At 43.9% G+C, this 14,464-nt stretch carries 14 protein-coding genes; 4 read left to right on the plus strand and 10 right to left on the minus strand.

The features are described from left to right. Positions 1–295: hypothetical protein (locus tag Q8W26_RS17160; RefSeq protein WP_305473837.1), on the plus strand; the 295-nt coding region annotated here is incomplete at its 5' end. A gap of 62 nt (positions 296–357) precedes the next feature. On the opposite strand, the gene Q8W26_RS17165 is transcribed toward Q8W26_RS17160, so the two are convergent. Continuing rightward, on the minus strand, positions 358–948 hold the full coding sequence (locus Q8W26_RS17165) for a DUF1287 domain-containing protein (protein ID WP_101213952.1): 591 nt from the start codon (positions 946–948) through the stop codon (positions 358–360). Between the two features lie 262 nt (positions 949–1,210). Between Q8W26_RS17165 and Q8W26_RS17170 the strand changes: the two genes are divergently transcribed. Then, positions 1,211–1,993 (plus strand): OmpW family protein, encoded by a 783-nt coding sequence (locus Q8W26_RS17170; protein ID WP_101213951.1) that lies wholly within the window; start codon positions 1,211–1,213, stop codon positions 1,991–1,993. Between the two features lie 167 nt (positions 1,994–2,160). Here the strand turns inward: Q8W26_RS17170 and Q8W26_RS17175 are convergent, their stop codons facing one another. The 7 genes from Q8W26_RS17175 to Q8W26_RS17205 form a co-directional block, all read right to left on the minus strand. Continuing rightward, positions 2,161–3,366, minus strand: coding sequence for a DUF1513 domain-containing protein (locus tag Q8W26_RS17175; RefSeq protein WP_101213950.1), 1,206 nt, complete (start codon positions 3,364–3,366; stop codon positions 2,161–2,163). Beyond that, entirely contained in the window at positions 3,367–4,536 is a 1,170-nt protein-coding gene (locus Q8W26_RS17180; protein ID WP_101213949.1) for an imelysin family protein, read from the minus strand. A gap of 30 nt (positions 4,537–4,566) precedes the next feature. Next, positions 4,567–5,988: a di-heme oxidoredictase family protein gene (locus Q8W26_RS17185; protein ID WP_305473838.1), complete on the minus strand. Its 1,422-nt coding sequence runs from the start codon at positions 5,986–5,988 to the stop codon at positions 4,567–4,569. A 14-nt stretch (positions 5,989–6,002) separates the two neighbouring features. Further along, entirely contained in the window at positions 6,003–7,694 is a 1,692-nt protein-coding gene (locus tag Q8W26_RS17190; RefSeq protein WP_101213947.1) for a di-heme oxidoredictase family protein, read from the minus strand. An 89-nt stretch (positions 7,695–7,783) separates the two neighbouring features. Then, complete coding sequence (locus Q8W26_RS17195) at positions 7,784–9,166, minus strand: imelysin family protein (RefSeq protein ID WP_101213946.1); 1,383 nt, start codon at positions 9,164–9,166, stop codon at positions 7,784–7,786. A 264-nt stretch (positions 9,167–9,430) separates the two neighbouring features. Further along, entirely contained in the window at positions 9,431–10,762 is a 1,332-nt protein-coding gene (gene fahA / locus Q8W26_RS17200) for a fumarylacetoacetase (protein WP_101213945.1), read from the minus strand. A gap of 9 nt (positions 10,763–10,771) precedes the next feature. Then, entirely contained in the window at positions 10,772–11,314 is a 543-nt protein-coding gene (locus Q8W26_RS17205; protein ID WP_101213944.1) for a VOC family protein, read from the minus strand. 120 nt (positions 11,315–11,434) lie between these two features. Between Q8W26_RS17205 and Q8W26_RS17210 the strand changes: the two genes are divergently transcribed. Then, positions 11,435–11,896, plus strand: coding sequence for a MarR family winged helix-turn-helix transcriptional regulator (locus Q8W26_RS17210; RefSeq protein ID WP_101213943.1), 462 nt, complete (start codon positions 11,435–11,437; stop codon positions 11,894–11,896). Here Q8W26_RS17210 and Q8W26_RS17215 read toward each other — a convergent pair. Further along, positions 11,868–12,758 carry a DMT family transporter gene (locus Q8W26_RS17215; RefSeq protein WP_101214004.1) on the minus strand — a complete coding sequence of 297 codons (891 nt, stop codon included), beginning with the start codon at positions 12,756–12,758 and terminating at the stop codon, positions 11,868–11,870. The two genes, Q8W26_RS17210 and Q8W26_RS17215, sit on opposite strands and share 29 nt — an antisense overlap. 85 nt (positions 12,759–12,843) lie before the next feature. Beyond that, positions 12,844–13,389: an isopentenyl-diphosphate Delta-isomerase gene (gene idi / locus Q8W26_RS17220; protein ID WP_101213942.1), complete on the minus strand. Its 546-nt coding sequence runs from the start codon at positions 13,387–13,389 to the stop codon at positions 12,844–12,846. A 63-nt stretch (positions 13,390–13,452) separates the two neighbouring features. Here idi and Q8W26_RS17225 point away from each other — a divergent pair, with 63 nt between their 5' ends. Continuing rightward, the gene (locus tag Q8W26_RS17225; RefSeq protein ID WP_101213941.1) at positions 13,453–13,893 is read left to right on the plus strand and encodes a GNAT family N-acetyltransferase; all 441 of its coding nucleotides are present in this window, start codon (positions 13,453–13,455) and stop codon (positions 13,891–13,893) included. Positions 13,894–14,464 lie beyond the last annotated feature (571 nt).

The following is a 14,464-nucleotide window of genomic DNA, read 5'->3' on the forward strand; positions in this document are numbered from 1 at the left end:
TTCAGGCCTCGCTTTAGGGTTTAAACGAGAGATTCCGGCTAAAACAATGCCGGAACGACAACTTTTAGGGCTGACAATCTCGTCATATCATAGAAGAGTTAGCGCTCCTGCCTGCGTCGTTCTGAAAATGTTTTATTCAGGCCTCGCTTTAGGGTTTAAACGAGAGATTCCGGCTAAAACAATGCCGGAACGACAACTTTTAGGGCTGACAACCTCGTCATATTATAGAAGAGTTAGTACTCCTGCCTGCGTCGTCCTGAAAATGTTTTATTCAGGACCTCGCTTTAGGGTTTAAACGAGAGATTCCGGCTAAAACAATGCCGGAACGACAACTTTTAGGACTGATACTATCCCTGCTTAGTGACTAGGTGCATAGTGATAATGTCCGGTAATTTTAAAATCAAATAACATATCTTCAAGTACGGGCCCTCGCCCGATATTATGCGAGATAAGAGGGTTGCCTGTAGTAGGTGATAATTTATCTGTCACAATACCGATATGGGGTAAATTACCCGGAAGCAGCCACGTCACCAAGTTACCCGGTTTATAATCCCCGCTATCCTCTGTCACAGGGAGCTTCTTGCCATGCCTTGCAAAGAATGTTTTGAGGTTTGGTACTCTACGATGATCAATATTGGGATCCGTTCTTATTAAACCCCAAATGCGTTTAGAAGGGTAATGTGCAAAGTTCGCCTTCATATCCTGGTGCACTAATAACTGCAGATCAATACCTAAACTGCGATACGCACGGATAACCACATCGGTGCACACACCAATATTAGGTGGTACATCACCATTAGGGAAAGCAATAGCAATGTAACGACCGTCATAGGTCACGGCATGCTTTGTACGCTCAATGGCTGCGGAGGCCAGCTCATCACTAAAGTTTGCATTAGCCTCAATAGCGGGCACGAATAAGCATAAAACAAACAGGCTATTTCTTATCATGATGTCTCTAAACTCGATTAAATAGATATAGAGCTAACATAAAAGTAGCAGCCTTAACACAAACTGACTTCCCTCTCACAACTCAAAAAGTTCCGCTTTACCTCACAACAATTTCAATAACTCTAACAACCTTTGATTCAAATCAATAAAGCCCATCACATCACGTCTTTCACTTGATTTACATCAATTTTCAACTTTTCAAAATACCCATAATAGCCGTATTGAATTTACAAACTTATTTCGTTCCTCAAGGATACTCAAAATGAAAAAGACATTATTAAACGTTGCCCTTCTTGCTGCTCTTTCTTCTTCAGCTGCCGTTGCTACTGCAAACGAAGCAGGTGATATCATTGTTCGTGCAGGTTTAACAAATGTTGCATTATCTGATGACAAGCCAACTATCTACGCTGCAGACATGACGGTTCATTTAGCCGAAGGTGGCCCTGCATTAAAAGCATCTGTTGAAGATGACACTCAATTAGGCCTAAACCTAGCGTATTTCGTGACTGACCGCGTTGCAATTGAACTATTAGCAGCGACACCATTTAGCCACGACTTAAATGTTCATGTTGGTGATACTACACTAAACCTAGGTAGCACTAAGCACCTACCACCAGTATTAAGTGCACTTTACTACTTCAACGAGCCAACATCGAAAATTCAACCATACGCTGGTATCGGTATTAACTACACTGTATTTTTCGATGATAACTTCAACAGCACAATGAGCGGTGATGCAGTTCAAGTTGGCGCATTAAACGATACATCAATTGCTGACTTAGCACCGGCGTTAGGCTTACCAGCGGGTACAGAGTCTGTTGGCCTTCAAGCTAAAGATTTAAATCTTAAAAACTCTTGGGGCTTAGCGGCACAGTTTGGTGTTGATTACCACCTAGAAGATAACTTCATTATCAACGCATCGGTTCGTTACATCGATATCGATACTACTGCAACATTCAAAGCAACAGCTTTAGAAGTGCCAGGAAAAGTAAGTGTTAACCTAAACCCATTAGTTTACACTCTATCAGTTGGTTACAAATTCTAATTAGTTTTTTACACTAATTGATGAAAGGCGCGCTAAGAGATTAGCGCGCCTTTTTTGTGGCTCAATCAGAATGCCAACCATATCGTCGACCCGATAGTCTTTTAAGCCGGGAGCTGCTTACGTAAACTGTGCTGGTGAATGTGGTGGCAGCCTCGTGAGGTTCCCGCTTAAAAAACTGCGGGAACGACGGGAGAGATAACTGCAAGATGATTATCCCAACGTACTGTATTGTGGTTGGCTAGCGTCTTTAACCCCGCTGGTGCCTGCGTTGTTATAACCTGACTCGCCAATCTGCCCTTTCCATTGCTCATAAAGAACTTCCTTTTGACAACCCCGACACCTGCACAGTCTTTAAAACGCTCGGATGACAATAAGTTTAAAGAGACTAAATCCCAATAACTAACTAAGCCACCTCGAGGACACGTCACCGCAGCCACTTGATGATGACTATCGATAGCAACACTTGCGGTATAACCATTCATGCTTTGCCATAAGTTATCATTAGCAACTAAAGGGCGTAATTTAGACTCACCGTGATGGGAGTAGATCAAGGGCTCTATGTGCGCTAGAGGTTGCTGCAATTGAGCACCAATAATGACTTGCCCCGTTTGGCTCACGGCAAGGTGGCGTAAACTAGCTTGGTGATGTTGCGGCTGATAGCTCGCTAGCACTTTACCACTCTCAACGTCTAAATAACTCAGGTTTGGTTGCATAGTCGTTAAGTTAAGCTTCTCTCTTGGCTTGTCTGGATGGGTAAAGATCCCACCATTAGCCACCGCCAAGGTGTTATTATCCGGCATTATCACGCATTGGTGAGGCCCAACACCACCAGCGCTCATTTGAGATAACAACTGATAGTTGTTGGCATCACGTATGGTAATCACCCCCAAGGGTGCTTGAGTCCCCTGCCCGCGGCTGGAAAGCGGCTCGACTTTATTCTCGGTACAAAATAAATAACGACCGCTAGCATCAAAACAACCATGACCATAAAAGTGATAGGACGGTTGCGGTTTAAACTGATTAGTAATTTCACCCGTCAGGCCATTCACTTCTATCGCAAAGTAGCCCGGTCGCCGTGCAAACACCAGTGCATGATGTGGCTTATTAGGCACAGCAACAACATCGTGCCCTCGACTAGGCAGCTTCACTTTACTTATCAACTGACCCAACTTGTCAAAAAAGCCTAAGAAATAGCCTGACGTTTTGCCCTGACTGCCAGTTAGCTTTAAGGCACTGGCAAATAACACCCTATCAGCACCAGCGGTCAGCGGCTTACAGCCACCTAACAAGCCTACGCCGACTGCACCAGTAGTTAAACCACAACCGAGTTTTACTGCCTGTTGTATAAAATGACGACGAGACTGGTTTATCACTTAGTCACCGTCATTTGAATTAAAGCCAAGGCTAATGCCTAGTGTTTTAACAAAGTCCACTTTCACCTGATCTTCTAGCTTATTTAATGAAGCTGATATCTTTTCCAACTCGGCTTTGCCATCAGGCGTTTGCACTAACTGGTTAAAATCCTCATCAAGTGCTTCAGCTAACTGCGCAGTCAACACTAACTGGGCATTAATTGCATCAGCTAATTGTTGATCTTGATGGCTGCGAATTAAAATATCATCTAAACCAAAATTACTATTCGCCTGAAAGACTTCACTAAAAGCACGAACATTCATCACCAGATTACTAGCACTGGCATTTGCGATAGCACTTTCAGCGGCTCTTGTTTCATCAGCAACTGAATCTACTTTTCTCGCACGCACAATTTCAATTTGCGCCACTAAGTTTGAAACCAACTCCTCAACGGCATCTTGAGTGCTATCAAACTCACCTTGGCCATTAATCAGATCACTTTTAGTCGTGTTCACCCAGCCTTGCTCCACTTCCTGCGAGATTAAGACGATATTGGCCGCAATCGCATTCATCACTTCACAACGTTTCGCCATGTCGCTAGCAACTAACAACGCATTATCATTATCGGCAAAAATGATACGTTCTAATGCTGGTAACCCTTGTCCGCCAACATTTTGCGTCGCTAAGAATGGTTGGTCGATAACATTCGGGTTTAGTAGCAAATCGGTTACACCGCGCTCAACGGCATCATTGGAGTCTGGCCAAAATTGAATTCTAAACCAACGATTCTGACTAGCAATAGGGCCAACTTTAAGCCACTGAACTTGTTGCCATGCTTGATTGGCCTGTTGCCAACTTTGTTGTAACGCTGTTAAGTCACTATCCGCAGCGGTCTCTAAGCTACAAAACTGAGTAATTGCCTGTTGTGACGCCTCAAAACGCTCACGCATTTGTGCGTAGTGAGGAAGGATCACTTGGTCAGCCATATCGGTGAGATACAGGGTGAACGCTTCCCCTTGCTCGATTACAACGGGTGTTGCATCACCCTCTGGGGCTGGATTAGACGCTTTTTTGTCTTCCGTTTCCCCGCCACCACCACAGGCAATGAGTAGCGATGTTAATAGTGCTGCAGCGGTATATTTTGCGTAACGTTGCCATTGGGATAGCGTTGAATTTTGTTGTTTAAGCATGAGTATTAATTCCTTTAAAATTGCTTATTGCTAAATTGCACGGACAAAGGCAATAAGCGCTTCACGCTCAGCTTTTGATAATGCTTTAAAGTGTTGTTGGCTTGCCGTGGCCTCACCGCCATGCCAGAGAATGGCTTCACTGATAGTACGTGCCCGGCCATCGTGTAAGAACTGTTGTTTACCTTGAATTCTCTGTTGCATACCTATGCCCCACAATGGTGGTGTACGCCATTCACGACCCGTTGCAGAGTATTCATGTACACCATCGGCTAGCCCCTCTCCCATATCGTGTAATGCGAGGTCGGTGTACGGCCAAATCGTTAAACCCGCTAAACTTTGTTCAGGGTAATTAGTGTCAGTGACATAGCTCGGGCGATGGCATTGATGACAGCCACCTTGATAAAATAACTTGCGACCGGTTTGCACCTGCTGAGTTTGTAATTGACGCGTTGGCGGCACCCCAATATGCAAGCTAAAACTCATCGTTAAATCAAATAACTTTTGGTTGATTTCTAGTTGCTGTGTAGGCGCACCTAACGCCGCTGCTTGTAAACACCCGGCTTGATGCCCTGTACATATTTCATCATTAAACATTGGGTTAGTGATGCCTATGTCAGTGACAAAGGCGGCCGCAACCTGCTGCTCAAGCGTGGGGTGTTTCGCTTTAAAACCAAAGCGTCCTACCGCCATTTTTTTGCTGCTTGCGGCCACTACACGATTGTATTTCGCACTGATGCCGTCGCCATTGCTGTCCTCAATATCTTCTTGCGCTAATAAATCGTGCTCTTTAATCGCATCTAATAAACCCATGCCATAAATGTTGGGGCCAAAACGCGGTGAAATACCTATTCCTTGCGCCAAGGGGCCGTAAGCTAAATCACTCAACTTGATTAAGGGCTTGCGTAGTTGGTAAGTTTCGCCATCGTCAAACTTGCCATTAATGTATTGATAAGTTAATGACAGCTTCGCTTCCGGCTTCACTGGCTGCTTCATCGCTGAGTGGCGATAGTCAATGGCACGCACTTGCACCTGCCCCCCATAAATAGGGTCAACCATTGGTAAAGTGCCAGATGTTGAACCTAAACGAACTAGCAAACCTGAGCCTTTGATACTTCCCTCTTGTTCAGCACGCCCACGCCCACCTTTGCTGTGACAAGTGACGCATGAACGGGTATTAAAGAGCGGACCTAAACCATCACGATCGTCAGTTGAACTAGGCGAGATCACCCAAGGATCTTTAAAAAACGTTAAACCACTCCAAAACGCGAGTTTATCCATACTTTCAATGTGATTGCCCGGTTGGATAAAGGTGCGCTTATCAAGTCGTTTAACCGTAGCCTTGCCTCCTGGCTTAAGCTCGCTGCTGTTAAACCCCGGAACAGCGTGCTCATTACAGCCAGTCAGTGCTGCCACTGCAATTAACGCAGCAGCAGTAAACATAAATCTATACATCTCAACAACTCAAGTTACAGTGAATTTAAAAAACTAAGCAATTGGTCTCGCTCGACTTTACTTAAGTTCACAAAGGCTTTCTGACTGTTGCTGGCCTCACCGCCATGCCACAAGATAGCCTCAGCAATAGTGCGAGCTCGACCATCATGAAGGAACGTTGCTTTCGGGTTTACCGTTTTAACAAGACCAAGCCCCCATAACGCTGGGGTTTTCCACTCACGACCATCAGCCTGTCCTTCTGGGCGATCATCTGCTAGCCCTTCACAGCGTTGCACATACATGCAGCTGTTACCGCTTGTACAACTTGCACCGTCGGCTAACTCACGGGTAATCTTACAACTACCGCCCATATCATGGAGTAACAAGTCGGTATACGGATAGATAGTTTGGTTAGCTAAATAATCCAGTGGTTCAGCATCAGGTAAAAGGGTCGATAACATCACTTCCCCCAATAAGCTTCCCGGCGCCTCACCAGTGACATGACGCGGTGTATGACAATCGACACAGCCACTGTTAAAAAATAGTGTGCGGCCCGCGGTTACATCGGCCTGCCATTGTTCAGTCGTCGTATCAAAGCCACGGCGCGCAGGCACGGCTAATACTCGGGTGTAAAACTCAACTAACGCTAATTCACGGTCGGTTATATCGATATCTTCACCAACGGTAGTCTCTTGCTCTGCAACGCTTAAGCAAGCCACTTGCAGTTCGGTACAAGGCTCTTGTTTAAATAAAGAATTGGTGATACCCATGTCGCCGCGATAAGCCCCCGCAGACTGTTGTAATACCGTTGGGTTTGTTGATTTGTAACCAAAACGCCCTAGCTTTTGTTCTCCGGTCATGGTTTCGTTAACAAACACTGCGCGGCCAGAGATACCGTCGTTATTACTATCGTCAGGATCAGCCAAAGCCACGATAGTGTCCGCCTTTATCACTTCCAATAAGCCTGCTCCAAAGACACTTGGCGTGACACGAGGCGATAAGCGCACATCTCCATTAAACTCGCCAAATGATAAATCTTTTACGTAGTAAGTCGGTTTGCGCAGCTGATAACTTTCACCATCGGCATATTGGCCATTAATGGTTTCATATTTTATAAAGGCAAACGCTTCGCCGTATAGTTCGTCACCATTAATCGACCCTTGGGCTTTCGGTAAGCCGGCATCACGATCAGATGTGGTAAAAGATTGCACAGCAAACGTTTGTAACTGACCACCATAGACTGGATCAGGGTTGCCTTGGCTATCACCAATACGTAAAAACATGCTACGCATTGCTTCTACTGGAGAGGCAGGAACTACGCCACGGCCATCTTTTAAATGACAACCCTGACAGCTCGCTGCATTCATTAACGGCCCCATGCCATCATGAGGAGTTCTAAAGATATGATCGCCAGCAGTAAAGTTAGCATCTTGAGAAAAGTTACCAGCCACAGCCAATGCTCGTTGCTCAAAAGCTTCACTATTAAAAATAAAACTAGTGACCGCACCACCCGCCAAATGCTCACCAGAGATTATTTCTGACGCCGTTAATGGCGTTAATCCACTGTGATCTTTCGCAGGCTTCACTGGTGCAGGATTAGGCTCTGGTTCCGGCTGTACTGTGGGCTTCTTATCCGAGCCACCACAACCAGCTAACATACCGACCACAACAACTGATGTGAATAACTTACTTTTGTGTCCTAACAAACTGCTAAACGATTGATTCATAATCATTACTTTTTATAGGGTTATAAACGCAAAAAATAGGCTCTTAATTAAAAGAGCCTATTACACTATCGAGAAATTATTTTTATCTACTAGATATCTTGATCGGTATCATCACGTAAATCGGCAGTTTCAACATTAAGCACCTGTGCTGCTAACTCAATTTGATCGGTTTGTTTAACTAACGCTGCAATAACGGCAACGACATTTGGTTGTGATACACTTTGTTGAATTAGGTTATCAAACGGTACGCCAGTCTTCGCTTTAGTATCAATAACAGCAGCGCTAGCCATGGTTTTTTCTAATGCACCGCGTAGGTCATTTGCTAACTCATGGTTTTTTTCCACGACAAGTAAGTCATGAAGCGATGCGCCTTCAATCACTTCGCCATCAACGCGTACGTAGCGACCTAAGTAAGAATTTTGAACGCCTTTCGCATTTAAGAAGATGTCGCGGTGCGTGTTATCAGAGAAACAAGAATGCTCATCTTCTTGAGAGTTAGTGGTTAGCGCGATGTTAATTCGTTCACCTGCTAATTCACCAAAGCTTAAGCGACCCATGCCACCCAGCATTAGGCCAAGAGATTCATCACCACCTGCCACGAAGTTAGCATAGTGGTTACCCTCAACACCTGGCTCCCACGCTGTAGTCACAGCGGCTAAGTCTTCAATCAATAAATCAGCAGCAGCTAATAAGTATTGACCACGACGGGTACATACGCTGACATCTGCTGGTGTACCTGTGCCTGACGTACAAGCTGTCATACTGTAATCTGTCACCGGACGTTGACCACCTGAAGCATCACGTGTACCACCATCGCCTGTTGTTGCGTCGAGGTTTAAATCTTGACCCCATAGTAAGAACTCAATCGCATGGTAGCCTGTGGTTACGTTCGCTTCATCTTCGCCATGCTCAAACATATCTGCGATAGTGTCTTTATTGATTGTTGGATAGTCAGCAGCGTTAGTAATGATGCTGCCAGAGATCACAACATCACCTTGGGCAGAACCGTTAACCGCTGGTGCGACATAATCGATAATCGCTTCAGCTAGCGGCCAAGCATTAATGCGACCTTCTTTACCATCACCTTCAACACCAATGGTGCCATCTTCTTTAAGTGCATCGATAGGACCCGAACGGAAACGGTAAACTTCAGTTTGTCCGTAGGGTTCACGTGAAGCTAACCAAGCATCTTTAGCTTGAGCAAACGTTTGTTCTGTAGGGTTAGCGACTAATGCAGCAAGGTCATCACGTAAATTTTGCGCGGTGATTAATGAGTCGCTATAAACGGCATAAGCAATGTTCGCATTGGTAGTTAGTACATCTTGACGCTTAACAAAAGTGCTCACTCCATTTGCACCATCAGCACCTTTTAAGCCATCAAGACCCGCAATGCCGTTGTCACCATCATCGCCATTACAACCTGTTAGCACAGCAGCCACAAGAGAGGCTATTGCTAATTTTTTAACGCTCATTTTATATCCTTTAAAGATTAATTAGTCACCAAATTTGCCCGTATATTAATGTAACAAAATTAAGATCGCAAACGATAATTATTATTATTTATCAATTAAACTAATTCTCATTGACATAAAATGTCATTGATTTTATTGGTATAAATTTAAAGTATTACATTTGAACTAAGGTTGGTCATAAAGGATGAATGGCTATAAAGTAAAAAAGCGAGCGTCACTAATGTGGCGCTCGCTCAGTCGATTTTGATGTTCTAATGTGCTTTCTTATGATTTAGCTGGAAGTACTAATGAATAACATTCACCAAAGCCGATGCGTTTCGCACCTGCTTGTTCACAGTAACCACGCATTACAACAGCATCACCATCTTCAAGGAAAGTACGTGTTTCACCGTTAGCCAATTCCACTTGTTGCTTGCCGCCATTAGATAACTCTAACAAAGAGCCCGCTTCCTGTGCGTCTGGACCTGATTGAGTACCACTACCAAAGAAGTCACCAGCGACTAAGTTACAGCCATTCACGGTATGATGAGCAACCATTTGTGCCGTAGTCCAATAAGAGTGACGGAAAGATGATTGAGTTAGCTTAACCGCTGCTTCACCCGCTTCACGCAAGGTTGGCGTTTCTAAGAACACTTCCAATTGTACATCGTAAGAACCTAACGCACTGTTACGTTCACTTGATAAGTATTCAAGCGGTTGTGGGTCGGCTTCGTTACGTTGCCAACTTGTTCTAAACGGTGCTAACGCTTCGTTAGTCACAATCCATGGTGAGACCGTTGATGCAAAGTTTTTCGCTAAAAATGGGCCTAATGGTTGATACTCCCACGCTTGAATATCGCGCGCAGACCAATCATTAAATAAACACATACCAAAGATATGCTGGTCAGTATCATCAAGTGCGATTGTTTCGCCAAGCTCATTACCACCGCCAATATAAATACCGACTTCCATTTCGTAATCTAGGCGCTTACATGGACCAACACTTGGGCTGTCAGCATCTGGCGCTTTGGTTTGACCTTTAGGGCGTGGGAATGCTTGGCCAGAAATACCAATAGACGATGAACGACCATGATAACCAATTGGCACCCATTTATAGTTTGGCAATAATGGATTATCCGGACGGAATAATGACCCGACACTCGTTGCATGATGAATCGATGTGTAAAAGTCAGTGTAATCACCGATACGACAAGGTAAATCATATTCCGCTTCATCTTGAGCAACAAGACAACGACGCAACTCACCCTCAAGCTCAGCACCAGCGCTTAACGCTTGAGATAATGCAGCACGCAGCGCTGACCACACAGATGCAGGCATTGCCATGAAGTCATTTAATGTCGACTGACTACAAGCCACCAGTGCCTCAGCAATAACGCCGTCAAACAATTTAAGTTTTGATAGTGCAGCTAAGTCAATAATTTGATCGCCAATTGCCACACCACCACGAAATGCTTGCTCGCTGCCAGCAACTCTAAAGATAGCAAATGGTAAGTTTTGAATTGGAAAGTCAGTGTTTGGCAAATTAGCAGAGTCTAGCCAGCTGCTTAGTTGCGGATTATGTGTTTCATTTAATAGAGACTGTTTAGTTACAGACATGCGATACCCTTATTCTTCGCTAAATTCTTGTTGGTGCAGCCATGCGGCATGCTGTGGTGCTTTTTTAGTCACCGACCACTCTTCAATCATGGCAGGAGCAACACGTTTAAGTTCAGCCATTTGCTTTTCACTACCACTACGGTAGGTTAATTCTAGACGATGACCGTTAGGATCAAAGAAATAAATTGAGTGAATAACCCCGTGGTTGGTAATACCTAAAACATCCAGCCCTTTTTGTTCCAATTCAGCTTTTGCTGCAATTAATGCATCACGGTCAGTGACTTCAAAAGCGATATGTTGTACCCACTCTGGCGTGTTGGTGTCACGACCCATTTTAGGCTTAGTTGGCAGCTCGAAGAATGCCAAGATATTGCCCATACCCGCATCTAAAAATACGTGCATATAAGGATCTGGCTCTTTAGTAGACGGCACTCTATCTTCAGAAATGGCTACCAATAATTCCATATTGAGCATCTCTTGGTACCACTCAACGGTTTCTTTGGCATCATTACAGCGGTACGCCACATGGTGCATTTGTTTTATATCGATCATCTCGCCCTCACAAATAGTAACAAATGATACTAATCAATTAGTCGATATTAGTATCATTTGTTACTAAAGTCAATTCAGGCTAGAATGCAATCAAGCGACTGTCGTTATAAGTGATCAACCATGAAACCATCATTAGAATTAAATCAATATTTTCCCTACCAATTCTCTATTTTGGCACAGCAAATGAGTGAGTACATCGCAAAAATTTATAAAAAACAATATGGCCTAAGCCGCTTTGAATGGCGTGTGCTAGCCTGTGTTGGCCAACAACATTGTAGCGATACTACTAAGACAATTTCGGGCAAAGACATCATGCAGATAACTCAGCTAGATAAAATGCAAGTCAGTCGAGCGATTGCTAAATTACAACAAGGAAATTACTTAAGCCAAGAAACCTCAACCACTGATAGACGCGCTAATACTGTCGTACTGACATCTCAGGGAGAGTTGCTTTACCAAGAAATTGTGCCTTTAGTGTTAGCTCAAGAACAAGCACTCTTATCGCATTTAAGTGACATTGAGCAACAGCAGCTCATCGCGATTACACGAAAACTTAGCCAGAAGCTCGCCCACGAGCAATAGTGAGATAAACACCGACAATACTGATAAGAAAGCCCATAATAGCTAAAAACGGCAGCTGCTCTTCGAATAATAACCATGCCTCAATGGCTGTGATACCTGGGACTAAATAAAAGTATGACGCTACTTTTGCTGATTCACCTTGTCGTATCATATAGAGAAGCAGTAAGGCCGCGCTCACCGAAAGTCCAAAGACTAACCAAGTCAATGCTGCAACCAGCGGTAGCTGCCAATCGATAACTTGGGTTTCAAAACAAAAAGTCAATCCCGCCATTAATAGAGCCGTAGCTGAATATTGGATCAGTGATGCCGCAACTAAGCTAACATTACCGCTAAATTTTTTTTGATACATCGAGCCTATTGTGATGCCCACCAATGAGATTAAGGTGGCCAATAATGCCGGCCAACCGAACTCGACATTCGTACCGCCTTCTTTTGCTAGAAGAACCAGAACAACCCCAACAAAGCCAAGGCTCAATCCCAGCCATTGACGCAATTTCACTGCTTGCTGAAGAATAAAAATCGTAATAAGAGCAGTTAACAGTGGTTGCATTGAGACCAATAATGCCGTGATTCCCGCTGGCATTTGTAATTTTATTGCGGTAAAAACACCACCGAGATAGGCACCATGAATTAATAGACCACTGACAGCTTGATGCTTTATTTGGTTTCGCGACGGCCATGTCACACCAAGCACTTTCATTAAACACAAAAATACCGCAACAGTGATTAGCATCCGAATAAATAGTAAGTTAAATGGTTCAATATAAGGTAACGCATACTTTGCACCGATAAAGCCAGTGCTCCATAACAACACAAAAATGACGGGGATGATTTTAACTAAGGCAGGTCTTAACTCACTCATGACACTCATTGACATCTGACGCTATGAAACTTAAGGCTATCATCCTTACCTAGGTAGTGATACTAGCCTTATGCACTACAGCCAATTAAGCTATCGAACGTCTAATTAGTGATGATTTAACTTTTTCAAACGTTGGGGCAAACCATGGTGTGAAAGAGTGAGGCTTGGTTGTTAATAATTGCTCTAGCTGCTCTATATCGACCCAAGCAACCGCAGCGACTTCATCAGGGTTAAGGTTGTCCAAGTTTGGATTCGCCCAGCTAACAAATAAATGATCATATTCATGTTCAATTAACTCGTTAGTCAGCTCCGCTCGATAGGTATGACTGCCAACCCACCGTAAATCCGAGAGTGAAAAACCGAGCTCTTCAGTTAAGCGAGCTAAAGCAGATTCTGTAACGGATTCATTAGGCTGAGGATGAGAACAACAACTGTTACTCCATAAACCGCCGCAATGGTATTTATGCAAAGCTCGTTGTTGCAATAATAACTGGACGTGACCTTGATGTTCTCGAACGATAAAGATAGAAAAGGCGCGATGTAATAGCCCTTGCTGATGCGCTAGTAGTTTATCCGTACTACCAATAACATTGTCGTTTCTATCGACTAATACGACTTGGTTACGGTTCATGCTATTTCTCTACTAATAAAACTCGGTTAGTATAACAGAATTCACCTATCGCGAGTTAATTTAATGGCCATCAACTTAGAACACTTAATTATCGAACCCGTTTTGCCGGCTGAGCCTGGTGATGTTGAGGAACTGACTACGCAATTGCGTGCCTATAATCACGATAAACTGTGGCAAAACGTTAAACAACCCATCGGCTGCTTTATCCGAGACCTAGAAGGAAAACTTATCGGTGGCGTATTTGGCTTTAATAGTTGGGGTTGGCTTAATATTGAATTAGTGTGGGTTGACGAAAATTATCGTGATAACGATTTAGCGACTAAAATGATGGAGAAAATGGAGCAGTATTCTATCATTGAAGGGCTCTCGCGAATTAAACTCGAAACAGGCAGTTTTCAGGCGTTAGATTTTTATAAAAAATTAGGCTTTGAGGTCTATGCAGAGCTTGATGATTACCCCGTCGGACAAACGAATTATTATTTAAAGAAGATACTAGAATCCTAAAGCGGTGGCCATCTACCGTAGCCCTGAATTGCTTTGATGAATCATACATAACGGTGTAGTTCATATTGAACCACACCCTTACGGCGTGGATAACCTAAGAGTCAGTTTTCGACACAAAGCGAACGCTCGAACAATTGTTGTAATGAGCAACTAGAGCATGGGCTAGTGTCGGTAGAAGTTTAGTGCTTTCCAAAAGTAATTAGGTATTATCTATCGCACAAACCTCATTCAGTCACTTCATCCCTGCGTAGACAGAGCCAACAATGCATTAAAGGCTAAACAAGCGATGTGAGGTCCTGACTAAAAGCATGTCAAGGTGACGGATGTGGGCATGTCAGGATAACCGACCTAATAATAAGCGCACTTCAATTAAAAGCTATAATGATATGTTATGAGCAAGCGCTAAACCGCAGGGATGCGGTTTTCGAGCGCCCTATGGATGGGCTTGAGCGACTTGTGGTTAACATGTCGTTGTGGCTTGTTTAGTGGGAATATAAGTAAACGCGCAACTAACCCGTTGTGCCTAGCCTGACGTGTAATCGAGCTGCACATTCCACGGCATGAGTGCCGT

This window comes from Psychrobium sp. 1_MG-2023, from assembly GCF_030689115.1.
Lineage (GTDB): Bacteria > Pseudomonadota > Gammaproteobacteria > Enterobacterales > Psychrobiaceae > Psychrobium.